The sequence below is a fragment of the Deltaproteobacteria bacterium genome, from assembly GCA_003194485.1.
Lineage (GTDB): Bacteria > Desulfobacterota > Dissulfuribacteria > Dissulfuribacterales > UBA3076 > UBA3076.
In genome coordinates this window covers 235,252-257,771 of record PQXD01000001.1, presented here as the reverse complement: position 1 = coordinate 257,771, position 22,520 = coordinate 235,252, and the positions used below count along the sequence as shown (strand labels likewise).

Sequence of the window (22,520 nt, the reverse complement as noted above, 5' to 3'; positions counted from 1 at the left end):
CTGAACGGTGAACTTTGAACTTTTGAACCTATACAAGGACAAGATATCATGATCACTCCGGATCTGACCCTGTTCAAATCGCTGGTGGCTGAAGGCGCTAATATCATACCGGTATGGAAAGAGATAGCAGTCGATTTTGACACTCCGGTATCTCTCTTCGCAAAGCTCGGGGAGAATAGTTACTCGTTCCTGCTGGAGAGTCTTGAAGGCGGGGAGAAGTGGGGAAGGTACAGCTTTATCGGATTCAGACCCTTTATGATCTTCGGTTGCAAGGGGAATGATATCTTCACGGAGATTGAAGGCAAGCGCAAAATCATATCCGCCGCCAATCCGCTCACTGCCATGAGAGAAATAATGGCACGATTCTCACCGGCAGAGGTCCGGGGTCTCCCCCGATTCTATGGAGGGGCTGTTGGATACATGGGATATGACATGGTTCGTTTCATGGAACGTCTGCCGGAAAATCTTCCAGATACTGCAGGGTTCAATGATGCAGTATTCATGTTTCCCGAGCTCCTGCTTGTTTATGACAATATCAAGCAGACGCTCAAGATCATTGCATGCCTCAGGGTGGAACAGGATGACAAAGCGGAATCTGTATATCTGAAAGGGAAAGGCGCTATAAAAGACGTAATCCGTCGCATACGACACGGATTGGATTACCCCGCGCCGCATGAAAATCCCGTTCCTGCCACCAGCCTGAACCCGGAGGTCCCCCAAGAGCGGTTTGAGGACATTGTACGCAGGGCAAAGGAATACATCCGGGCAGGAGATATAATCCAGGTAGTGCTTTCTCAACGCTTCTCAGGCAAGAATCTTATCCCCACCTTTGACCTGTACCGTGCCCTTAGAAGGATAAATCCATCGCCTTATCTCTATTACCTGCATCTGGATGACGAGGTGCTCATTGGTTCTTCACCCGAGATCTTGGTCAGGCTGACAGGCGATAAGATTGAATTGAGGCCTATTGCAGGCACCAGGCCAAGGGGTAAGAATAAAAAGGAGGACATGCGCCTTGAAAAGGAGCTTCTTGCTGACCCTAAGGAAAGGGCGGAACACCTGATGCTGCTCGACCTCGGCAGAAATGATGCCGGCAGGGTCGCCAGGATGGGGAGCGTAAAGGTTGAAGATCTTATGACTGTGGAACGTTATTCCCATGTCATGCACATTGTTACAGGTGTTACAGGAGAACTGATGCCCGGAAAGGATATGTTTGACGTACTGCAGGCCTGTTTCCCTGCTGGTACCGTGTCGGGCGCACCAAAAATCAGGGCCATGGAGATAATAGAGGAACTCGAACACGCCAGGCGGGGACCCTATGCAGGTGCAGTGGGATACCTCGGTTTTTCAGGCAACATGGATCTTGCTATTACTATTCGTACCCTCTGCCAAAAAAAGGATATGCTTTACCTGCAGGCCGGAGCCGGTATAGTTGCTGACTCAGATCCCGCTTTTGAGTGGGAGGAGACCATCAGCAAGGGACAGGCCCTCATGCGGGCCATCCACGTCGCCCATAAGGAACTGTCACAATGAGTACCTTGCACTGAAGGACCTTAACCATGCTTCTAATTATCGACAACTACGATTCTTTTACTTACAATCTCGTCCAGGCCCTGGGGATGCTGGGGGCGGATATCAAGGTCGTAAGAAATGACAAGGCCACTGTGGAAGAGATGGCCTCCTGGAAACCAGGGCAACTCCTTGTCTCTCCCGGTCCCTGCACACCCAGCGAGGCAGGCGTATCAGTAGCTGCCATACGTTACTTTGCGGGGAAGATCCCGGTCCTGGGCGTATGCCTCGGCCACCAGTCCATAGGTGTTGCCTTTGGAGGCAAAATAATCAGGGCGGAAAGGCTTATGCACGGCAAGACCTCAATGATCAGACACGATGGAAGGGGCGTATATCGCGGCCTGCCGAATCCCTTCGAGGCCATGAGGTATCATTCTCTCCTTGTGGATAAGGCGACTCTTCCGGAATGTCTCATGGTCACGGCCTTGTCGGAGCAGGACGAGCTTATGGGCTTCAGGCACAGGGAGTTCCCAGTGGAGGGAGTACAGTTCCACCCGGAATCCATCATGACTCCCGAGGGAATCGATCTCATGAGAAATTTTCTGGAAACCAGGGTATAGAAGTGCAGAATTTGAGGTATAAGCGCCCAAAAAAATGAACATCGAATGTTGAATGGGAAAAGATAAAGAAACAGGCTTAATTAAGTTTTTCGTTTGAACCCGTTATATCCTGCCTTGAAGCGGTTACCTTTTTCCGGGTTTCAAAGCTCACTCATCGCAGACCGGAGAGGCGGTGCAATCCGGCCCGCGATCGAAACCCTGCAAAAGGCAAACCGCTCCTGCGGCAGGGCACGGACGGCAACCTTCCACAGTGGACCGCGGGTTCACCGGATATTTACTTGAAGATTGGGTGGTTGTTTTTTCATTCGATGTTGGATGTTGGATGTTCGATGTTCGATGTTCATCTTTCAAAGCGCTTATGGGGATTAAAAGGATATGGATACATTAAAAAAGGCCATCTCTGATATAGTAAGCGGAAAAGACCTCAGCCAGGCTGAGATTTCGTCGGTTATGGAAATAATTATGGATGGAGAGGCAACACCTGCCCAGATCGGAGCCCTCCTTACAGGCCTGAGGATGAAGGGTGAGACTGTAGATGAAATAACCGGCGCAGCCGAGGTCATGAGGGGAAAGGCCCTGCGTATCCATGTAAACATATCACCGGAAGAGCCGCTTGTTGACACCTGCGGGACCGGAGGCGACGGGACCCGGACCTTCAATGTATCTACAACAGCCGCCTTTGTGGTTGCAGGGGCCGGCGTCAAGGTCGCAAAGCACGGCAACCGTTCCGTGTCCAGCAGGTCAGGGAGTGCCGATGTACTTGAGGCCCTGGGTGTAAACCTGGTTCTGTCGCCGGAGGATGTGGCAAGGGCAGTGGAGGCCATAGGTATAGGTTTTATGTTCGCCCCCGCCCTTCATCCAGCCATGAAATACGCCGTAGGGCCGAGACGGGAGATAGGCATCCGCACGATATTCAATGTCCTGGGACCCCTTACAAACCCTGCCCGGGCAAATGTGCAGGTGCTCGGGGTCTACGACCCCATGCTTACAAGGCCTCTTGCAGAGGTCCTGGGGCGACTCGGCAGCAAAAGGGCCTGGGTGGTGCATGGAGAAGGAGGGCTGGACGAACTCAGCCTTTTGGGTAAAAGTATTGTGGCCCAGTGGGACAGAAGTGAAGTAAAGGAGTTCGTGATCAGACCGGAAGATGCAGGGCTTAAGCCGTGCAGGGCCGAAGACCTGAAAGGCGGAGATGTAGAAGAAAACGCCCGGATACTGAAAGACATAATCTCAGGTGTAAGGGGACCCAAGAGGGATATGGTACTCTTTAACGCCGGGGCGGCCATATATCTTGCAGACAGGGCAAAATCCCTGAGGGAAGGGGTACTCGTAGCTGCCGAGAGCATAGATTCAATGGAGGCCATGAAGAGGCTTGAGGCCTTGAAGGCCTTTGGTGCGCCCAAATGAGCATCCTGAACACAATAATTGCCAACAAAAAGGCGGAATTGAAAAAAAGGCGTCGCAGGGGATTTATACCTCCGGAACATGAAGTTGCCCCTCCGAGGGGATTCAGGAAGGCCCTGGCTTCTGATTCCGGGGTCTCCATAATTGCAGAGATCAAGAAGGCATCTCCTTCAAAAGGGCTCCTGTGTCCAGATTTCGACCCTGTAAGCATTGCGAAAGATTACCAGTCAGGAGGGGCAAAAGCGGTATCAGTCCTGACCGACGAAAGGTTCTTTCAGGGAAAACTGGAGTTTATTCCTGAAATACGAAATGAAATTGACCTTCCAATCCTGAGAAAAGACTTTATCATAGACCACTTTCAGGTTGAAGAGTCCGGGCTCTGGGGGGCGGATGCAGTCCTCCTCATTGTGGCTGCGCTTGATGGCAGCATGCTTTCAGAGCTCATGGCCCACGCAAGAGAAAGGGGGCTGGATCCTCTGGTGGAAGTCCATGACGAGAACGAGATGGAAAGGGCGCTTGCCGCAGATGCTGATTTCATCGGTGTGAATAACCGTAACCTTAAGGACTTCAGTATATCTCTTGAAGCTACTTTCAGGATAAGAAAGGCCCTGCCCTCTGAAATACCGCTGGTAAGTGAAAGCGGTATCTCAACACCTGATGATATAAAGAGGCTCCTTGATGCAGGGATTACCGCGGCACTCATAGGAGAAGCCCTGATGAAGGCCGAAGATCGCATTAAATATCTATCCGCCCTGGTTAATGCAGGAAGAATGTAGGGATTTATGGTAAAAATAAAAGTCTGCGGGCTTACTGATCCGTCAGAGGCGAAAGCAGTGGCAGAGGCCGGAGCCAACGCCATAGGACTGGTCTTTGCCAAGAGCCCCAGGCAGATATATCCGGACAGGGCCAGGGAGATTGTTCAAAATCTGCCGCCAATGGTCCAGACAGTTGGGGTCTTTGTAAATGAGTCTCCTGAAAAAATAAGGCAGATAACAGATTATTGCGGCCTGGACCTGGTGCAATTGCATGGCGAGGAAACCCCGGAAATTTGCAGAGAGCTTGCTCCAAGGGCCATAAAGGCATGGCGGATAAGGACAGAGGCCGATATTCAGGCCCTTTTGCCGTATCAGGAGGTTGTGAAAGCATTCCTGCTTGATGCCTGGTCCCCGGGAGCTCATGGCGGAACGGGCGAGACCTTTGACTGGTCCATAGCGATTGAGGCGAAAAAGGTCCTCTCAAGGCCTATTATTCTTGCAGGCGGCCTGAGACCGGAAAACGTTGCCGGGGCAGTAAAACAGGTCCGGCCCTGGGGAGTGGATGTAAGCTCGGGTGTAGAGAATGCTCCAGGGAAAAAGAATATTGGCCTGGTAGCCGAATTTATACGCAGGGCCACGTTGGATTAGAATTTATACATAAGGAAAGAATAGTGAACAAGTCAACCGATCAACCGATCAACCAGTCACCGGATAATCTGGGTCACTTTGGTGTCTATGGAGGCCGTTTTGTGCCGGAGACCCTTATGCCCGCCATTACGGAGCTGGATTCAGCATACCGGAAGGCCAAGCGGGATGCCGGATTTAAGAAGGAACTCAATCAGATCCTCAAGAATTACGTGGGGCGCCCTACCCCGCTCTTCGAGGCGAAAGGCCTTGGAGAGGCCGTAGGCGGCGGAATAAGGGTATTTCTCAAGCGTGAAGACCTCGCCCACACCGGGGCGCATAAGATCAACAACACTATCGGCCAGGTACTCCTGGCAAAACGCATGGGAAAAACAAGGATCATAGCCGAGACCGGCGCAGGGCAACACGGTGTGGCTACTGCGACTGCAGCCGCCCTGATGGGCCTGAAGTGCGAAGTCTACATGGGCCGCAAGGACATGGTACGCCAGTCCATGAACGTCTTTCGCATGGAACTGACCGGGGCAAGGGTCATTCCTGTACTCTCCGGGACACAGACCCTCAAGGATGCAATAAATGAGACGATACGGGACTGGGTTACAAATGTCGGAGACACATACTATGTCATAGGCTCCGTGGTGGGTCCCCATCCATATCCAATGATGGTCCGGAATTTTCAGAGCGTGATCGGGAAGGAGGCGCGAAGGCAGATCAGGCAGCTTGCCGGATGCCTGCCGGATGTGGTGATGGCCTGCGTCGGCGGCGGGAGCAACGCCATGGGGATCTTCTATCCATTCCTGAAGGAACGGGGAATACGCCTGATAGGAGTTGAGGCGGCAGGAAAAGGTCTTGAAACAGACTATCACTCCGCCACCCTGAGCGTTGGCAGCCCCGGCGTGCTCCACGGCGCTATGAGCTATCTGCTGCAGGACCGCTGGGGCCAGATAAAAGGCGCCCACTCACTCGCCCCGGGTCTTGACTATCCGGGTGTGGGACCGGAGCACAGCGTTTTTAAGGACTCAGGCAGAGTCGAGTACGCAGCGGTTGACGATGAACAGGCCCTTCAGGCATTCAGGCTGCTTTCAGAGACCGATGGGATCATACCTGCCCTGGAAAGCGCCCATGCCGTCGCCTACCTGAAGGAGCTCGCCCCTTCTCTTCCCAGAGGTAGCATTGTGGTGATCAACCTCTCCGGAAGGGGAGACAAAGACGTTGCCACGGTAGCGGAATTGCTCAAGGGGAGGACTCACAAATGAACCGAATAGATAGTATGTTCTCACGGCTCAGGAAAAGGAGAGAAGCAGCGCTCATCCCGTTCATAACCACCGGAGATCCGGACATTGCCACTACAGAGGCCTTGATACTGGAGATGGACCGCCAGGGTGCAGACCTTATAGAGCTTGGCCTTCCTTTCTCGGATCCCCTGGCAGACGGCCCGACTATCCAGGCCTCAAGCCAGAGGGCACTCCGCCGCAAAATAAACGCAAAGGATTTATTCAGGCTGGTTGAGAAGGTCCGAAAAAGGACCGGTATCCCACTGGTCCTTATGGGTTACTATAACCCCGTACTCCAGTACGGCCTTTCTGCTTTCGCAAAAGACGCGGCTAACTCCGGTCTCGACGGTACCATAATCCCCGACCTGCCCCTGGAGGAGGCCGGAGCCTGGATGGCAGTTGCAAAACCCCAGGGGCTTGCCAATATCCTGCTCGTGGCCCCGAACACCCCGGCAGATCGAGCCAGGAAAATTGCCAAGGCCACTCAGGGTTTCATGTACTATGTCTCCGTAACCGGTATTACCGGGGCAAGGGCTCGGCTTCCTGCGGAACTGTCTCAGGGCCTTAACGGAATCAGACAGCTCACCAGCAAGCCGGTGGCAGTGGGCTTCGGGATCTCCACACCCGACCAGGTATCCATGCTCTCTGCCGTAGCAGACGGGATTATTGTTGGAAGCGCCATTATAAAACTGATTGAGGCACACACGATCAAACAGGGCGATGATCTTAAGGCCGGCCCCGACCTGGTCAAAAAGGTGGGAGAATTCATTGAGGAACTGAAAAAAGCTACAAAAACGGGATATTGACAGTTTATTTCATAACTTCTCAATAATCCAGGGCTAGTTTGGGTAAGGGGACTATGCTGCCTCAATTTATTGAGAAGTTACTTTATTTCGGCGGAAACAGAGAAAACAAACCTCGACACCTGTAGCATTGGAAGAAACCGGTTTACCCGACTTATATTTCCTGTCATCCGAGAGTCAAATGAATCAATTGAAAGAATTTTGGATACTGGTTAAGGATGTGTGGCAGCACGGATTTTTAGGGATTAACATCGGTCAGCTGGTTGCAGCCATACTCATCCTGATGGTGTTTTTCCTGTTCAGACGCTTGTTCTCCAAAATCGTCATTGGCAGCATTTACCGGCTCACGCGGCGAACAAAGACGGAACTGGATGATAATATCATGAAAGCACTGGAGAATCCCCTTCGATTTATTCCAATCGTTCTGGGTATGTTTATTGTCATCGAATATCTGCAATTGAGTGGTTATCTGGCAATTTTTGCAGATAATTTGGTGCGGTCCCTTGTGGTATTTACCATCTTCTGGGGTTTGGTAAACACCATCGAACCTTTTGCATTTTTATTTAAGAAACTGGAAACGGTATTTACCAAACCAATGGTGGAATGGTTGGTCAAGGCGATCCGTCTTTCGTTTATTTTCATCGGTGCTGCAACCATTCTGGAGGTCTGGGGCATCAAGGTCGGGCCTATCCTTGCAGGACTGGGATTATTTGGTGTGGCGGTGGCCTTGGGAGCGCAGGATTTATTCAAGAATCTGATCTCCGGAATTCTGGTAATTGCCGAAAAACGTTTTAATCCGGGGGACTGGATCAGGGTAGATGGGGAAGTGGAGGGTACTGTGGAGACTATCAATTTCCGGTCCACGCTGGTCAGGCGATTCGACAAAGCCCCGGTTTTCGTACCCAATTCCAAACTATCAGATAATGCCGTCATTAATTTCAGCTCTATGACTTTTCGGCGGATTTACTGGGTGATCGGTGTGGAATATCGTACCACTGTGGATCAATTACGGATTATTCGTGATGGTATTGAAAATTATATATTGGAATCGGATGACTTTGCCAAGCCGCCAAAAGTTCCCACCTTTGTCCGGATTGATAAATTTAGCGATTCTTCTATTGATATCATGGTTTATTGCTTCACCAAAACTACGGAATGGGGAGAATGGCTTCAGATTAAGGAGACACTGGCATATGGAATAAAGGAAATAGTGGAAGGTGCCGGGGCGGCCTTTGCTTTCCCAAGCCGGTCGATCTATATGGAGACGTTGGCCGGTGAGAAGCCGGAAGTATTTGTCCCGCCGGGACAGGAGGTTTAAATGCAAAGTTATATAGATCGCATTGTTCGTGCTGCCAAGCTCGATGTTAACTTATATGAAGAAGTTGAGGCTGATAAAGGAGCTCTGGGTCAGGCCATGGGAGTTGTTGTGCTTTCCAGCATAGCAGCAGGATTAGGAATTATAGGACAAGTAGGAATAAAGGGGATCTTCATCGGGGCTATTACAGCTCTTATTGCCTGGTATGTCTGGGCCTATATTACTTATTTTATCGGCGTCAAAATCCTTCCCGAGCCGCAAACCAAAGCCGACCATGGTGAACTATTGCGAACAATCGGATTTTCAAGCTCTCCGGGGTTAATTCGAGTATTGGCTATCATACCTGGAATATCAGGAATCATTTTTTTGATCGCTTCAATTTGGATGTTAATAGCTATGGTGGTTGCTGTTAGGCAAGCCCTTGATTATCAGAGCACATTACGTGCTATAGGTGTCTGCGTCATTGGCTGGGTCATTCAGGCAATAATCTTTGCGATTCTGTTTTCTATTTCAGGAGGTGGTTATTCAAGGCCTATTTAGGTTCATCCGACAGCCCGATTCCAGGCGCGATACACGTTTGTGTCACAGGAATTGGTAGAAATGGAGTCTGAGGTTTCCTGCCGAATCTTTTCCCCGACTCCTTTGCAACCTCCCTGGCGGTATCTTCTGCGAACCGGGGGAAACGGTGGGCCTTGAGCACGATTTCCGCCTCATGATGAGGAATACCTTCAATAGTCAGCTTTATCTCCGAGCATTCTCAACGCCCGGGCAGACAATGACCTTGATAACGGATCGTCAGACTCCAGATAAGGCCGGATGTACCTGGCTGCATCCAGTTCAATCAACATCTCGGGATATACCCGGGCCAGACGCCCTATGCCCCACAATGCCCCTCTCCTGAGGGGCTCGTATTCCAGGAAGTTCCCATCTTCCCTGATGTAAGAAAGCAGAATGCGGACATATTCTTCGGCAAGACGCGGATGGCAGGCCATTGCCTCTGCCATTGCCTCAGGGGCTCCCCAGCCGATTCCCCCGGATTCATCATTCAGCATCCACATGAGACGGCGCATAACAACCCTTGCCGCCTCCATGTCTTCATTGGCCAGATCTGCCGCTATCCTTCCGAAGACACTGATTGCCTTCGATCTGAGTTCGGGATCACTATCATAAAAAACTGAAATAAGCGGGCTGATGGCCTTGCGTGGAGGGATCTTTCCAATCTCCCTTATGACCTGTTCCAGATCACCTGACCCCAGGAGCTCGCGGACCCTGCGGCGAAGAAGTATCCGGGGACTCTCCTTTTTCCTGTCTCCGGCAATATCGTATTTCCTGATCATGTCTTTTCACCACGAAAAATACGAAGATCAGAGTTTCTCTTTACCCCTTCCACAGGGCATGAATGTTACAGTATGCCCTGGCAGTGACCTTGTCGGCCTCAATGCAGAAAACAGCGTCCGGGGCATCTCCGGGATTCAAAAACTGCCTGCAGGCCCTGCCATCGGCAATCAATTCTATCCACTCGATATAGTGTTTCTCCTCCATTGGGTGAGCCACACTTCCCACCTTCACCCTGAAGCCACTGTCCACCTTCTCTACTACAGGTATGTGCTTCTCTTTTGCCGCATCAACGGTGTTTTCCACCATGAGTTTCATAGGCTGGCCGCAGCATACCAACTCTCCTACACCTGTATGAACCATCTCGACCATATTGCCGCAGACCTCACATTTGTAAACCTCTAATCTTTTTGTCATTTCATAATCCTCCTATGAGTTCTCAAATAATGGCTACTGTTACAGGATCACTGATCCATCTACCACGAAGATTACAGTTCTCGATTGCCTCAATAGTAGAGGTCTTGTTTAATCTGATCTTAAATGATGCCTTCGGAGCAGACACACCTCCAACTTTGAAATCCGTTCTGGCAATCTCAACCCCATCCACCAGTATCGTTATTTCATCTATCCAGTAGTCAACCACAGTGTTGTCATGAGATCTACCGGGAGATGTAATGACCTGCCTTACCATTAAAAAGCGCTGCACGCAATTTCAGCGTGGAGCCAGGAGAAATCTCTGTCTTTTTCGTGTAAAGGGCCAGGTCAAGGCTACCTGCCAGCTTGCTTGCGAAGTGGGAACCATGGAAGGCATGATGGGCCACATCAACCCTTAATTTTCCTCCTATGGCTGATTTCCCTGATGCACGATACATATGGCAATCCTGACACCGTGTCCCTTTCTTGGCATAGGGTCCGGCCTTCCACTCCCTGTAGGTGGTCTTGACCCAGGCCCCGTAAGGGCTCTGCTCGTCATGGCATGTGGCACAGAGTTCCGGACTCCTGGTAAACTCCGAGTATCTCACCCCGTGGGCAGGAGACTTTGCATCTGCCCTTGGTCCCTGTTTCACCCTGTGAGGTGAAATACCTGCCGCAAAATGCCGGGTTGGTGTATGTGGAAGCAAATAAAGTCCTTGAGGAAACGTAGAATGTCTCATATTTAGTCTTGATACATAACCGTATCATGAGGCATGCTGGTGCCAGTCAGAGACAGGCTCACCTCTTCCCTGCCGGAAGTGAACGGAGAATCCCGGCATGTCTTCCTTCTGCCAAGGCCCTGCGCCTTTCTATCCATTGTTTGCCCTTTTGCCTCACCCCATCAAAGAGGTCATAAAAGATGGGGATATAAACAAGGGTCAAGAAGGTGGCAACAAAAAGCCCGTATATGGCTACAACCGCCAGGGGGGAAAGCCTCTCAAGCCCAAGGGCCCTCTGGGCCGCTATGGGGAGTATACCCACAATGGTTCCTGAGGCGGTCATGAGGATCGGTCTTGTCCTGACCCTCACTGCCTGCTCAATCGCGTCTTTCAGTTCGGCTCCCTTTGCCCTGGCCTTTTCTATAAAGTCGATGAGAAGGATAGAGTTGTTCACCACAATCCCTGCAAGGAGAATCATGCCCATGTTGGCGGGCATGCATGCGTGGCGGCCTACCAATACAAGGCCCCAGGCAGCCCCTATCATTGCAAGCGGTATGGCCATCATGATAGTCACAGGGTTAATCCAGGAGCGGAAGGTGGGGACAAGGGAAAAGAAAAGAAGTATTATTGCAAGGCCAAGGGCCTTTTTGAGCCTCCCGCCTGCTTCGTGTATGTTCTTGACCTCACCTTCATGGCTTATCTTGTAGCCAGCCGGCAGCGAGAGACCTGAAAGCGCCTTTTCTATCCTTGCCTGGAGATGGGTTATAGAGGTGGTGGCCCTGTAGCCGTAAACATCCACAGTGGGTTCAAGGTTCTGGCGGGTGAACTTTGTCCTTGTCCGGACCCTCTTGAAGCCTGCAAGCTCTTTTAAGGGGACAGGGCCAAGCCTTGACGGGATATAGATCGCTCCGATATCAGGTACGGAATCCCGCGCCCACTCAGGGTATCTCACCCTTATGGTGTAACCGTCCTCACCCGGGACCCTCAATACTGATGCAGGGGTTCCCCTTACCGCAGAAGTAAGTTCACGGCTCATCTCAACTGGCCCAAGGCCATAACGCCTGGCCTTTTCAAGGTCAACGTCGAGAAGAATTTCTATCTTGTCCATGGTCCAGGAACGGGTCACGGTGGTAAGTCCTCCGACCTTCATGAGGCGGCTGGCTACATCATATGCAATTTGGTCGAGGACCTTTGGATCCGGCCCTGATATCATTATATCCACAGGGGCAGAGATGGTTGAAAGGGGCGTTGCCCCGAAGTCATAGGCATCCAGGCTCTTAAGCCCTGGTATGTCTCCGCACTGTTTCCTTATATCTTCTTCTATATCCCAGAGGGTCTCTTTTCGGTGAAATCTGTCTATGAAATGGGCTGTTATGAGACCCTGCTGCGGGATGCGCCCTGTGCCAAAACTTATAATACCCGGTTCAGACCCGACCATGGTAGAGATCCTCTCAATTCCAGGCATCTTCTGTAAGACGGCTTCTATCCTTTTTGCTATCTCTTCCGTTTTTGAGATAGAGGTGTCGGATTCCGCCTCAAAGGCGATTTTTACAATGCCTGTATCCATGGGCGGCATGAGATCTCTGCCCGCAATGGGCATTACAAGCCTCATGCTTACGATAAAAACTGCTATTCCCAGGATTATAAAAAACGCCTTATGCCTGAGGGCAAAATGAATAAGGTTTGCAAAAAAGTCCCTTACGGGATCGATGACGTATTGACCAAACAGCCCGATTACCCGTTCAAACCCGTTCTTTGTTGAATTTGACCTTACAAGATACAGGGCAAGGAGTGGAATTACAGTAACAGAAACGATATAGCTTGCCAAAAGAGCAAGGGAAAGGACCACGGTGAACTGGCGGAGTATCTTTTCTACATATCCCCCGATGAACATGATGGGCACAAGGACTATCACCGTTGTATAGGTCCCTGACCAGTCTGCAAGCAGTATCTCATTAAGGCCATCCACCGCTGCCTTGAATATGGGCTTTTTTAGCTGGTGATAGTGTCGCTCTATATTCTCTATGACCACGATGGCATCATCCAGCAGAAGACCAACGGCCACGATAACCCCGGTAAGAGTGACAATATTCAGCTCATAGCCGAATAGATACATTGCGGCAAAGGTCAGGAAATAGGTAAAGGGGATGGAGATTGCAGCCAGAAGGGATATCCTTGTATTTGCAAGGATGAGGAAAATTACTCCAACCGTCATGATGATGGCATCTCTCAAGGCGTCCACCATGTTAGATACGCTGGTCTCTATGATATTTTTCTGGGTGTCGGCTATCTCGAAGCTTATTTCAGGATATTTGCCCCGTATTAATGGAAGTGCCTTTTCCACTGCCTCTATTGTAGTCGTTACATGCCCTTTTTCAGGACGAAGGAGATTTATCCCTATGGCAGCCCTTCCATTCCCCCTGTAAAAGGACTGGCGTTCCTGGTAAGCGGTTTTGATGTCTGCAACGTCTCCAAGGTGGACATCGCCCCTTTCCTCATGGGCAACCACGATGTCCTTCAATTTTGATTTTTCAAGACGCTCGCCACTGGTCTTTATGAGGTACTGGCCTTCACTCCTTATTATAAGCCCGTCAGGCATGTTGATATTCTGGTTTCTTATGGCGAGGACAACCTGCTCCAGGGAGAGATTGTGGGCATGAAGTTTTCTGGGGTCTATTTCAACTGTGACTTCAGGGGAATATCCTCCAAACACCTCAACATTCGCAACATCCGGGATACGGAGAAAGTCCTCTTTGATCTCGTTGTCTGCAAGTTGGCGAACCTTCTCCAGATCAAGGTGACTACCTGGTTTTGGAATAAGGGCCAGGGTGAAGACGGGGGTTGTTGCATCGCTTACCCGGAAGATCTCAGGGGGCTTTATATCACCGGGGAGCCTGGCCTCAATCCTCTTTATGGCGTTTGCAACATTTGTAGAGGCGGCGTCCAGTCCCTTTTCGTATTCAAATTCCACTGATACCGCTGCCATCTCATCCTGGCTTACAGAGCGAACTTTCCTTACCAGATCAACTGTAGAAAGTTCCTTTTCCACTATCCTTGTGACCTTATCCTCAACATCCTCGGCAGACGCCCCTGGCATTGGAATGATGACTGAGACCACAGGATAATTGGCATCCGGAAAGAGATTCAGTGGCATTGATTTAAAACCGATGAATCCCAGGGCCACGGCAAGAAGTATGAGCGAGATGATAAGATGGGGGTGGTCAAGGAAGCGTTCTACAAAGCTTTTCCCAGGATCAAGCTCGGTCTGCATTGACAGCCTCCAGCACCTTAACCTGCTGCCCTTCATGCAGCCTCAAAAGGGCGCTTTCCTGGGCAACAACTACCCTTGCTCCTGCCCTGAGCCCCTTTCCGGAAATTACGGCAAATTCCGGACCTTGATAAAGGACGGAAACCTCTTTTACATGGATTCTTGATTCCTGATCCACCAAGAAGCAGTAGGACGCATCCACATTTTCAAGAATGGCCCTTACAGGGACCTTGAAGCCCTTATGAAAGCCGGCCTCTATTCCGGTCTCAACGGTTGCGCCTGCAGGAAGGCCGAAGGGCCGGGTGTCTATATCTGCCTCTAACGTTGCAAGGGTCCCTGTCTTTACTGATGGATGGAGCCTGCTTAAGGCAAGTTTCAGCCTGCCTGCCTCATTTCCCGTTGCGCCGTTCCTTTTCTCCATGGAAAGCCAGACGGTTAAGCCCTTTTTCAACAATGGGAATTCATCCTGGGGCACCTTTACCTCTATATAATAACCTGATTTTGTGGCCTCCATAGAAAGCACAGCCTTTCCCGGCAGGGAAAGATCCCCAGGGTCCTGGAGTCTTTCTGTAATGACCCCGTCAAAGGGTGCTTTAAGCCTGGTATAAGAAAGCTCTGTCTCGGCGGTATCCAATGCAGCCTCAAGGGTCTTGACCTCTGCCCATGCCGCATCCCTGGCTGCCTTTGATTTGTCCAGGGCCTCCTGGCTTATGGCCTTTGCATCAAATAATTTCTTATCCCTTGAATAGATCCTGCCCTGGGCAGCAAAGGCCGTTTTGGCAGCAGAAAGCCTTGCCTCGAACTCATTTATCCTGTCCCTTTGCTCACGGTCGTCTATGAGTGTAAGGAGATCTCCCTTTTTTACGATGTCCCCTTCTCTTACCCTGACCTGGATGATGTGCCCTGAGATCCTGGGCGAGATATCAGAGGCCACCTTTGCCCTGATTGTGCCGAGGTAGCGTCTAATTTCAGGGAATTCCCCGTATTCAATCCGGGACGCATTTACTACGATGGGATTCTTTTCAGGAGGCGGTACCTTCTCAAGGGCCATTTTTTTCTTCTTTACAACCATGACCCCGCCAGCAATCAGCACTATCAAGAGGAAAAAGATTGCTATCTTCCGGATCATTTCAATTAATCCTCCTGAATTCTCTGTCTATCGTTCCCAGTGCCAGCCTGTAATCGGCCACAGCATCATGAAAATCAAAAAGGGCCTGCAGCATGTTTGCCCTGGTCCTCAGCCATGCAGCCTGGGCAAGAAGGCTGTCTGTTATGGTGCCGGCGCCGGTCTCGTATTTGAGTTCCTCTATTCGAAATGACTCCTTTGAGGTGTTCAGGGCAATCCTTGAGGTCTCAAACCTGTGCCTTGCCTCTTTAATCCGGGACAGGGCATCTTTTATCTCCCTGGAGGCCACCAGTCTGAGGTTGTTAAGATCGTTCCTGGCTGCAAGAAGACGCTCTTGTGCCCCCTTGACCCTGGCAGATATGACACCGCCGCTGAAGATGTTCAGCCCTATGGTCACACCGCCGGACCAGACCTCTTCATCCCTGTCAAAGCCGGAGCCTGCCCTTCTCCCATAGTCGCCAACAAGGTCTATGCTTGGAAGATGAAGTCCCTTCTCAAGCCTGACAGCCCTTTCCGCAAGTGTTACAGCCTCTGTTGCCTTTTTAATGTCGGGGCGGGCTTCAATCATCTTTTCAATCTCGGAAGGCGACGGTTCCAGCCTATCTATTTTATCTGCAGTCCATGGCTCCTTGAGCCTTCCTTCCACACCATTAATCATGCTTGGAGACCTTCCCATGAGCTGGGAAAGGGTATAAAGGGCCCTGGCCTTTTCTTCCCTGGTCCGGACAAGGGCCTGCTCCTGTTCCGAGACCTGGGTGTCTATTCTCATGAGTTCCACCGGAGCGAGCCTGCCTACATCGAGCCTGGTTCTCGCATCCGCCCGGACCTTTTTCAAGGCATTCAAGGTCTCTTTTTGGGCATTTTCCAAGCCTTCAAGGAAAAGTACCTGGTTGAATACGTTGGTTATGGCATATATGAGCTCCTGCCTTGTAATCTTCAGGGATTCTTCAGAAATCCTCTTTGAGAGCTCGGCCATGCCGATCTGCGTTCTGAGCCTTCCGCCTTCATATATGGGAATCTTCAAGCTCAGCCCTGTCCTGTACTGGTCTCTGCTGAATGTGGGGGGAGTGCCGCCAAAGCTCTTTATCGGGACCACTACCTGGGGATCGCTGAGCCTCGAATAAGAAGAATAGGCGTCTATTCTTGGAAGAAGTAAGCCCTTGGCGGCCTTTATTCCCTGCTTTGAAGCACCTAATTCATTAGCCTTTGAGAGTATGACCGGGCTCTCCTTAAGTGCTATCTTTATGGCTTCTTCAAGGGTTACTATCTCTCCCGTATGGGCCCCTGCATAGGATGGACAGGCTGTGATAAGAGATAAAATTGACAGGAAGATCGCCATCCCTGTTTTCATGTTCTATCCTTTTTAACTCTCCAAACTGCCGAAAATCATTACGGTGATGGTTGCCACGATCACCACAAGGCTCACATATGCAACAGTCTTCCTTGTGCCCATAACGCTCCTTATGACCAGCATGTTGGGAAGGGAAATTGCCGGGCCTGCAAGAAGCAGGGCAAGGGCAGGCCCCATGCCCATCCCTGACTGCCCCTCCAGGACTTCCAAGGAAAAAACCGGCAAAAAAGACCCCCCAGGAGAAGGATTGGAAGAAGCTGCCTTGCCAGGATGTAGGATGACTCGAACCACTCCCTTGCTTCACCGCCTGTGATAAACAGGACCAGGGAAAGCCAGGCCGTACCATTTTATTTCATGCACCTGCCCCCAGAATCCTGCTCCCTTCCCCCAGGTGGCAAAGATGAGAATAGAGATCAAGGGTGGCCATAAAAAGTAGTGTCTGATACAGGGGGCGCCTTTCGGCGCCCCGTTCGCATTGATTATTTCTCCATCTTGGCCGCGGCTCTCATGGTCATGGCAAGTTCCTTGATCTCACCGAGGTCCTTGGTCATCATGGCCCAGCCGTACCAGTAAGCATAGTCAGGATTGAGGTGGAAATTGCCCTGGTAGGTCCGCATGCGGTGCTTCATGTACATCCGGAACAAGACCTGGTCTATATGAGACATCTGGTCCATATTCCCGCCGCCGGTCCTCAAAAAATACAGAAAGTCCGGATAGGCAAAGGCGTAATTGTCAGGCTTTTTGATGATGCCGTCCTTATAAAGACCTGCAACAATTTCTATGCCCTCTGCCAACAATCTATCCGCTTTCTGCAGCATGGAATCACCGTAAGCCAGTTGCTCTCTTGCGTACTTCTCAGAGTGGCACTTGCTGCAGGTCCTGATCATCTTCTCCCGTTCAGTGAGCCATGCCTCTTCGGTCAAGCGGACCATGTCCACGGACTTCACTGCATCCAGACGCGCGGTCGGCTCTCCTGTCTCAGGGTTCAAGACACCAAGGGCCTTGAGGATGGTCACCCTGTCAGCGGCCCACTGCCTGTCTTCAGGAAGAGGCAGTCTCACTCCGAGGAAGCCCCAGGCGGTCTTGTTCGTATGAGTGCCGTTCGGCAGATGACAGAACTGGCATGTAGGCGCCTGGGCATTCTCAGGCAGCTTGCCCTTTTCCTTTACAAAGTGACGGGTGCCGTGCTTGGCACTGCTCCACATCTCCCACTGCGGATGATCGTAACCCATATGGCACTGCTGGCATGCTCTGGGGTCCTGAGCCTCCTTTTTTGAGAAGCTGTGCCTGGTATGGCATTCATCACACGAGTTGTTCTGGTAATGGTAGCCTTTGTCCTTCTGATCCTTTTTCTGTGCCTCGGACTTGATCCCCATGTTGTGACAGCCGCCGCAACCCCTGCCGCCTTCCATCAACTCATCAGGCTCGACATGAGTGACGGGAAGGGCGTTCAGGGATGTCCAGCCAAAGTTGTGCTTGCCCTTTGCGAACTGATCGAACTGTTCTTCGTGGCACTGGGCGCAGACGTGTTCATCAGGTAAGGTGACCTCCTTGAAATCCTTGGCGTTTGTGTGTTCCCCGCCATGACAGACCGAACATGTCACGTCTTCTTTGCTGTGCCTGCTGGATTCCCAGTCAGCTACCTGCCCTGGAGAGATCTTCTTGTGACAGGTGATACAGGCCTCTTCAGCACTGATTGCCAGGCCGGTGAAACAGAAAATGGCAATCAGGCACCCCAATGCAATGAACTGCGTTTTCTTCATGGCAATACCTCCTCTTGTTAAATGCTGCGGTCAACTGATTTCATCTTCAAGTTCTCGTGTGAGCACTCGATTTACCAAAATCAACCCATTATTACAAAATGGGCGATATTTATCACTCCAGCCATGATGCCGATTTTTTCCGTCTCAACCCTATCGGTTCTGAATTTATTTATGGAGGATTCCATCGGCTGGCTATTCTTAAGTTCACCTTCTCTACTACACAGGTATGTGCTTTTCTTTTGCTGCATCAACGGCGCTCTCCACTCCCCAACCCCCTGCGGGTTCTCAAATAATGGCTACTGTTACAGGATCACTGATCCATCTGCCGTGGAGATTGCAGTTTTCAATTGCCTCAGGGGTTCTCCCTGTTCTCTGGCCTCAGGAGATTTTTTTACCAGTGCCGGAAATACCCTCCTGTTGCCAGGGCATCACCCGAGGCCAGCAAAGCCGTGCTAAGCACGGCGCCCTTTAAGAATTCCCGTCTCTTCATAGCAGCTATCCTCCTTATTCTCCTGGACCTGCACTTGGTTTGTTGGGCCGAGTGTACAGCTTACCCTGTCCTTGCATATATAACAAATCATCAAGATCCGTATCAGGATCGAATTCAGCGAGGGAAAAGGTAAATATTCGGTGAACCCGTTATATCCTGCCTTGAAGCGGTTACCTTTTTCCGGGTTTCAAAGCTCACTCATTGCGGACCGGAGAGGCAGTGCAATCCGGCCCGCGGTCGAAACCCTGCAAAAGGCAAACCGCTCCTGCGGCAGGGCACGGATGGCAACTTCCACAGTGGACCACGGGTTCACCGGATATTTACAAATAAGGTAACCGTTCACGGGTTACAACGCCCGTTCGTTTTACCGCAACCCGCCGAACTGTGAGCGTTTACAGGGTGCTGCAGATGCGAGGCGTACGGGTACGCAGACGTACTCCCTGTACTTCAGGTGCCCGACCTGGCTGCCGGCAGGTAGGCAACAAAGCAGATGCGGTGCCCTGTGAACGCTTACAAGGAGCGGACCCAGTTCCAGGCCACTTCGTAGATCGACTCGACTTCCTTTGAGTTAAGCCCAGCGCCCAGACCCACTTTCCGTGCCATTTCTGCGCTCATGAAATCTTCCGGGGCATGGGCATCCGAGTTTATGATTAGTTTTGCTCCGTGAGCTTTGGAAAGCCTGGCTACATGGCCATTTGTGAGGCCGTGACCCTTCCGGCCGGAAATCTCAAGAAAAGTGCCGCTTTGGACTGCCATCTCCACCTCTTCTTCAGAGATCAGCCCCGGGTGAGCGAGTATATCAATGTCAGCCTCAATGGCGGCCCGATTAGTCCCGGGGCAGACAGGCTCTGCGATGGTCTCTCCATGGCATATCAATACATCGGCTCCCAGGTGCCTGGCCTCTTTTGCCAAAGGGGCAATCAGACTGGGGTGAACATGGGTCAGCTCCACACCAGGTATGAGTTTTGTGGAGCTGTAACGGTTGATATCTTTTGCTACCTTAATCAAACGGGGAATTACAAAATCAAAGTTGGATGAGTCGACATGATCGGTAATTGCTATGGCCTTATAACCCAGGATTTCCACACGCCTTACCAGTTCAGATGGTAAGAGCTCCCCATCACTGAAAAGACTGTGACAGTGGAGGTCAAACATCAGCATTTCAGCAACTCATATCTTATACTTAAATGCATTGGGATCCATCTCTTCCAGGATTTTTGCCCACTTATCTTTTTCCTCAGGAGTTCTTTCCCCGCTTATTATTGTCTCTTTAGCAGGCTGAGTCTTTTTGAGAACGGACTCGTTGACAAATATCCGGGCCTCAGCCCTCAAGGCGATGGCTACCGCATCACTTGGCCTTGCGTCTACAGTTATCTCGCGGTCTCCCTGCTTGAGGGTTATGAGAGCATAGTAAGTGTTATCCCTGAGATCGGATATCTCGATCCTGGGTATCTTTATTTCCATTGTTTTTAAGAGATTTACTGAGAGATCATGGGTCATTGGCCTCGCAAACTCGATCTTTTCCATCTCTGTGGCAATGGCAGTAGCCTCCAGCAGACCGATCCAGATTGGCAAAGTCCTTTCTCCTTTCTCTTCTTTCAGAATAAGTATAGGTGAGTTGGACTCAGTGTCCAAGGTTATTGCGTGTACATACATGGAAATATTCGCCATAACTTCTCCAAAAGGTGCTAAAATTTTTAAAAATAGTCATCAGCTGTAAAAAACAATTTTATAATATCTTTAGTATCTTTCAAGTAATCAAAATTTGTCCCTTTAAAGAATGATAACATGCCCTGTTTATTTTTACAGTAACAAACTTCCCGATAAGCTCTTGAGATCCGGGAAAGTTTACCACATGATTGCCTCTGGTTCTACCTCTGAGTTCCTCTGGATTTTTTTTGCTGACGCCTTCCACAAGGACTTCCTCTTCCCGGTCTTCCAGGGACTTGTAGCGCGCGAACCCGATTTTTTTCTGGAGTTCAATTACTGCTTCAAGGCGTTCCTTCTTGATTTCTTCCGGAACATGGTTATCGAACCGGGCCGCCCGTGTAAGGGGTCTGGGTGAATATTTAAAGGCAAAAACCTGATCGAACTTCACGGTCTTGAGCAGAGATATAGTATCCTCGAAATCTCTATCAGTCTCACCTGGAAAACCCACGATCAAGTCGGTAGTGAGGGTGATGTCCGGGCAGAAGGACTTGAGATTATCCACTGTTGACAGATATCGATCCCTGGTATAATGGCGGTTCATGCGTTTCAGGACCGCGGTGGAACCTGATTGCACTGGCAGATGCAGGTGTTCGCACAGTTTATCAATATCCCGGAAGCATTTTATTAAATCGAGGGAAAGATCTTTCGGGTGACTCGTTGTAAACCTCAGGCGTTCCAGACCAGAAATTTCGGCTACCCTGTGGAGAAGGCCGGGAAAATTAAGGCTAGTGCCTGCTTTCTTGCCGTATGAGTTTACATTCTGACCCAGGAGCGTAACTTCCTTGACCCCTTCACCTACTATTTGATTTATTTCAGCCAGGATGTCCTCAGGTGGACGGCTGACCTCGCGACCACGTACATAGGGAACCACACAAAAGGTGCAGAAATTGTCACAACCCTGCATTATGGTTACAAATGCCCGAACAGGGTTAGGCTCAGGCAGAGGGGCGGTGACCCTGGGTATTAAAAAATCATTGTTGATTTCAGTATTCAATACAGTCTTCTTGCTTTTTTCCAAGTCCCTCAACATTTCGGGCAGACCGTAAATGCACTGTGGTCCAAATACCAGATCAATAAATGGCAGACGTTTTAAAAGACGATCACCTTCCTGTTGGGCAACACAACCTGCTATACCAATAATCAAATCAGGCTTTCGTTTCTTGAACTTTTTTAAACGGCCAATAAGACTGTAGAGCTTGTTTTCGGCCTTTTCCCTGATTGAGCAAGTGTTTACAAGGATCAGGTCCGCATTATCAGGCTCTGATGTCAGTGCGTATTTCTCATGGAGGATCTGCGCCATCCTTTGGGAATCATACTCGTTCATCTGACAGCCAAAGGTGGCGAGGTAGAGCTTTTTGCGCCCCCTGTTCCAGGAACTGGCGGCATGTACATTGTTGAAACCTAATAGCTTCATTTTTCTATAAATTTAGGAATTAAAGGCAATAAGACACGTTCAATCCCTCAATTGATCCATTATCCAGGCATTACATCTTGAGTCCATACGATCAAGGCCTATGACAGATCTCAGAGATCTGAGGATAAGCAAAAGATCCTTTACAGAGCCCCTTGCTGCCTGCACCTCGACCAGTCCTGCACGTTGGTCAAGAGTGCTGAGCATGAACATGTTATCATATCCTTCAAGGATGAAACGAAAAAAATATACTGATGAAGGAGCAATGCGTAAGGTGAATTTTTCTAATCCAGCCATAATTAACTTAAATTGAAAGGTATAATCGAACCACGTCTTTATCTTCTTCTCCATAGCTTTTACGATCTTTTCATCAGGAATATAATCAAGTGCGTTCTCCTCCACAATAGCGGATCAATATACGCACCAACGACCGTAGATCCAAACAGTCTGTCTTGGCCCATCTCGTAGCCATACAACGTTACTTATAGATCTGGATATTTCATATAAGCGCAGGCGAATTTTGTGACGCAGCACAGGAGGCTCTTTTGAGCCTTCAGAGGCAAGCTGTGATCGTCTTTTCTCAAGCTATGGGTAAAAATACCACCATAGCCAGG

General features: G+C 50.3%; 23 protein-coding genes and 1 pseudogene. 11 read left to right on the top strand and 13 right to left on the bottom strand.

What is annotated here, in order from left to right:
- The first annotated feature begins 48 nt into the window (after positions 1-48).
- The 9 genes from trpE to C4B57_01225 all read left to right on the top strand — a co-directional run bounded on the left by trpE (position 49) and on the right by C4B57_01225 (position 8,859).
- Positions 49-1,533, top strand: coding sequence for an anthranilate synthase component I (trpE, locus tag C4B57_01265; protein PXF56103.1), 1,485 nt, complete (start codon positions 49-51; stop codon positions 1,531-1,533).
- Positions 1,534-1,559: 26 nt separating this feature from the next.
- Positions 1,560-2,129, top strand: coding sequence for an anthranilate/aminodeoxychorismate synthase component II (locus C4B57_01260; GenBank protein PXF56102.1), 570 nt, complete (start codon positions 1,560-1,562; stop codon positions 2,127-2,129).
- 375 nt (positions 2,130-2,504) lie between these two features.
- Positions 2,505-3,533, top strand: a complete 1,029-nt coding sequence (gene trpD, locus C4B57_01255) for an anthranilate phosphoribosyltransferase (protein ID PXF56101.1) — start codon at positions 2,505-2,507, stop codon at positions 3,531-3,533.
- The gene (locus C4B57_01250; protein ID PXF56100.1) at positions 3,530-4,306 is read left to right on the top strand and encodes an indole-3-glycerol phosphate synthase TrpC; all 777 of its coding nucleotides are present in this window, start codon (positions 3,530-3,532) and stop codon (positions 4,304-4,306) included. The genes trpD and C4B57_01250 overlap by 4 nt, the downstream gene beginning before the upstream one ends.
- Before the next feature lie 6 nt (positions 4,307-4,312).
- Positions 4,313-4,933, top strand: coding sequence for a phosphoribosylanthranilate isomerase (locus tag C4B57_01245; GenBank protein PXF56099.1), 621 nt, complete (start codon positions 4,313-4,315; stop codon positions 4,931-4,933).
- Positions 4,934-5,049: 116 nt separating this feature from the next.
- The gene (gene trpB / locus C4B57_01240; GenBank protein ID PXF56156.1) at positions 5,050-6,183 is read left to right on the top strand and encodes a tryptophan synthase subunit beta; all 1,134 of its coding nucleotides are present in this window, start codon (positions 5,050-5,052) and stop codon (positions 6,181-6,183) included.
- Positions 6,180-7,007, top strand: coding sequence for a tryptophan synthase subunit alpha (locus tag C4B57_01235; protein PXF56098.1), 828 nt, complete (start codon positions 6,180-6,182; stop codon positions 7,005-7,007). The genes trpB and C4B57_01235 overlap by 4 nt, the downstream gene beginning before the upstream one ends.
- Positions 7,008-7,185: 178 nt before the next feature.
- Positions 7,186-8,322: a mechanosensitive ion channel protein MscS gene (locus tag C4B57_01230; GenBank protein ID PXF56155.1), complete on the top strand. Its 1,137-nt coding sequence runs from the start codon at positions 7,186-7,188 to the stop codon at positions 8,320-8,322.
- Complete coding sequence (locus tag C4B57_01225; GenBank protein PXF56097.1) at positions 8,323-8,859, top strand: hypothetical protein; 537 nt, start codon at positions 8,323-8,325, stop codon at positions 8,857-8,859.
- Between the two features lie 188 nt (positions 8,860-9,047).
- Here C4B57_01225 and C4B57_01220 read toward each other — a convergent pair whose 3' ends face one another.
- From C4B57_01220 to C4B57_01180, 9 genes and pseudogenes are all read right to left on the bottom strand, one after another.
- Positions 9,048-9,656, bottom strand: a complete 609-nt coding sequence (locus C4B57_01220; GenBank protein PXF56096.1) for a hypothetical protein — start codon at positions 9,654-9,656, stop codon at positions 9,048-9,050.
- Between the two features lie 40 nt (positions 9,657-9,696).
- Positions 9,697-10,071 carry a desulfoferrodoxin gene (locus C4B57_01215; protein PXF56095.1) on the bottom strand — a complete coding sequence of 125 codons (375 nt, stop codon included), beginning with the start codon at positions 10,069-10,071 and terminating at the stop codon, positions 9,697-9,699.
- Positions 10,072-10,093: 22 nt separating this feature from the next.
- Positions 10,094-10,345: a hypothetical protein gene (locus C4B57_01210; GenBank protein ID PXF56094.1), complete on the bottom strand. Its 252-nt coding sequence runs from the start codon at positions 10,343-10,345 to the stop codon at positions 10,094-10,096.
- The gene (locus C4B57_01205) at positions 10,314-10,775 is read right to left on the bottom strand and encodes a hypothetical protein (protein ID PXF56093.1); all 462 of its coding nucleotides are present in this window, start codon (positions 10,773-10,775) and stop codon (positions 10,314-10,316) included. Before C4B57_01205 ends, C4B57_01210 begins: the two co-directional genes overlap by 32 nt.
- 91 nt (positions 10,776-10,866) lie before the next feature.
- The gene (locus tag C4B57_01200) at positions 10,867-14,094 is read right to left on the bottom strand and encodes an AcrB/AcrD/AcrF family protein (protein ID PXF56092.1); all 3,228 of its coding nucleotides are present in this window, start codon (positions 14,092-14,094) and stop codon (positions 10,867-10,869) included.
- Entirely contained in the window at positions 14,042-15,184 is a 1,143-nt protein-coding gene (locus C4B57_01195; GenBank protein PXF56091.1) for a hypothetical protein, read from the bottom strand. Before C4B57_01195 ends, C4B57_01200 begins: the two co-directional genes overlap by 53 nt.
- Position 15,185: 1 nt before the next feature.
- Positions 15,186-16,532 (bottom strand): hypothetical protein, encoded by a 1,347-nt coding sequence (locus tag C4B57_01190; protein ID PXF56090.1) that lies wholly within the window; start codon positions 16,530-16,532, stop codon positions 15,186-15,188.
- Positions 16,533-16,544: 12 nt separating this feature from the next.
- Positions 16,545-16,858 (bottom strand): annotated as a pseudogene (locus C4B57_01185) (hypothetical protein).
- Between the two features lie 153 nt (positions 16,859-17,011).
- Positions 17,012-18,295, bottom strand: a complete 1,284-nt coding sequence (locus tag C4B57_01180; GenBank protein ID PXF56089.1) for a cytochrome C — start codon at positions 18,293-18,295, stop codon at positions 17,012-17,014.
- Between the two features lie 347 nt (positions 18,296-18,642).
- Between C4B57_01180 and C4B57_01175 the strand changes: the two genes are divergently transcribed.
- Together C4B57_01175 and C4B57_01170 are read left to right on the top strand one after the other, a co-directional pair.
- Positions 18,643-18,918: a hypothetical protein gene (locus C4B57_01175; protein ID PXF56088.1), complete on the top strand. Its 276-nt coding sequence runs from the start codon at positions 18,643-18,645 to the stop codon at positions 18,916-18,918.
- 7 nt (positions 18,919-18,925) lie between these two features.
- Positions 18,926-19,120, top strand: a complete 195-nt coding sequence (locus C4B57_01170) for a hypothetical protein (protein PXF56087.1) — start codon at positions 18,926-18,928, stop codon at positions 19,118-19,120.
- A 175-nt stretch (positions 19,121-19,295) separates the two neighbouring features.
- On the opposite strand, the gene C4B57_01165 is transcribed toward C4B57_01170, so the two are convergent.
- The 4 genes from C4B57_01165 to C4B57_01150 form a co-directional block, all read right to left on the bottom strand.
- Positions 19,296-19,940 carry a PHP domain-containing protein gene (locus C4B57_01165; GenBank protein PXF56154.1) on the bottom strand — a complete coding sequence of 215 codons (645 nt, stop codon included), beginning with the start codon at positions 19,938-19,940 and terminating at the stop codon, positions 19,296-19,298.
- Between the two features lie 15 nt (positions 19,941-19,955).
- Positions 19,956-20,441 (bottom strand): hypothetical protein, encoded by a 486-nt coding sequence (locus C4B57_01160; protein ID PXF56086.1) that lies wholly within the window; start codon positions 20,439-20,441, stop codon positions 19,956-19,958.
- A gap of 94 nt (positions 20,442-20,535) precedes the next feature.
- Positions 20,536-21,909, bottom strand: a complete 1,374-nt coding sequence (locus tag C4B57_01155; protein ID PXF56085.1) for a tRNA (N6-isopentenyl adenosine(37)-C2)-methylthiotransferase MiaB — start codon at positions 21,907-21,909, stop codon at positions 20,536-20,538.
- 39 nt (positions 21,910-21,948) lie between these two features.
- The gene (locus C4B57_01150) at positions 21,949-22,308 is read right to left on the bottom strand and encodes a hypothetical protein (GenBank protein ID PXF56084.1); all 360 of its coding nucleotides are present in this window, start codon (positions 22,306-22,308) and stop codon (positions 21,949-21,951) included.
- Between the last annotated feature and the right edge of the window lie 212 nt (positions 22,309-22,520).

What these genes read in the sequence shown, in the direction of transcription:
- trpE (PXF56103.1), top strand. Translation starts at nt 49, where the DNA reads ATGATCACTCCGGATCTGACCCTGTTCAAATCGCTGGTGGCTGAAGGC.
- C4B57_01260 (PXF56102.1), top strand. Translation starts at nt 1,560, where the DNA reads ATGCTTCTAATTATCGACAACTACGATTCTTTTACTTACAATCTCGTC.
- trpD (PXF56101.1), top strand. Translation starts at nt 2,505, where the DNA reads ATGGATACATTAAAAAAGGCCATCTCTGATATAGTAAGCGGAAAAGAC.
- C4B57_01250 (PXF56100.1), top strand. Translation starts at nt 3,530, where the DNA reads ATGAGCATCCTGAACACAATAATTGCCAACAAAAAGGCGGAATTGAAA.
- C4B57_01245 (PXF56099.1), top strand. Translation starts at nt 4,313, where the DNA reads ATGGTAAAAATAAAAGTCTGCGGGCTTACTGATCCGTCAGAGGCGAAA.
- trpB (PXF56156.1), top strand. Translation starts at nt 5,050, where the DNA reads ATGCCCGCCATTACGGAGCTGGATTCAGCATACCGGAAGGCCAAGCGG.
- C4B57_01235 (PXF56098.1), top strand. Translation starts at nt 6,180, where the DNA reads ATGAACCGAATAGATAGTATGTTCTCACGGCTCAGGAAAAGGAGAGAA.
- C4B57_01230 (PXF56155.1), top strand. Translation starts at nt 7,186, where the DNA reads ATGAATCAATTGAAAGAATTTTGGATACTGGTTAAGGATGTGTGGCAG.
- C4B57_01225 (PXF56097.1), top strand. Translation starts at nt 8,323, where the DNA reads ATGCAAAGTTATATAGATCGCATTGTTCGTGCTGCCAAGCTCGATGTT.
- C4B57_01220 (PXF56096.1), bottom strand. Translation starts at nt 9,656, where the DNA reads ATGATCAGGAAATACGATATTGCCGGAGACAGGAAAAAGGAGAGTCCC.
- C4B57_01215 (PXF56095.1), bottom strand. Translation starts at nt 10,071, where the DNA reads ATGACAAAAAGATTAGAGGTTTACAAATGTGAGGTCTGCGGCAATATG.
- C4B57_01210 (PXF56094.1), bottom strand. Translation starts at nt 10,345, where the DNA reads ATGGTAAGGCAGGTCATTACATCTCCCGGTAGATCTCATGACAACACT.
- C4B57_01200 (PXF56092.1), bottom strand. Translation starts at nt 14,094, where the DNA reads ATGAAGGGCAGCAGGTTAAGGTGCTGGAGGCTGTCAATGCAGACCGAG.
- C4B57_01195 (PXF56091.1), bottom strand. Translation starts at nt 15,184, where the DNA reads ATGATCCGGAAGATAGCAATCTTTTTCCTCTTGATAGTGCTGATTGCT.
- C4B57_01190 (PXF56090.1), bottom strand. Translation starts at nt 16,532, where the DNA reads ATGAAAACAGGGATGGCGATCTTCCTGTCAATTTTATCTCTTATCACA.
- C4B57_01180 (PXF56089.1), bottom strand. Translation starts at nt 18,295, where the DNA reads ATGAAGAAAACGCAGTTCATTGCATTGGGGTGCCTGATTGCCATTTTC.
- C4B57_01165 (PXF56154.1), bottom strand. Translation starts at nt 19,940, where the DNA reads ATGTTTGACCTCCACTGTCACAGTCTTTTCAGTGATGGGGAGCTCTTA.
- C4B57_01160 (PXF56086.1), bottom strand. Translation starts at nt 20,441, where the DNA reads ATGTATGTACACGCAATAACCTTGGACACTGAGTCCAACTCACCTATA.
- C4B57_01155 (PXF56085.1), bottom strand. Translation starts at nt 21,909, where the DNA reads ATGAAGCTATTAGGTTTCAACAATGTACATGCCGCCAGTTCCTGGAAC.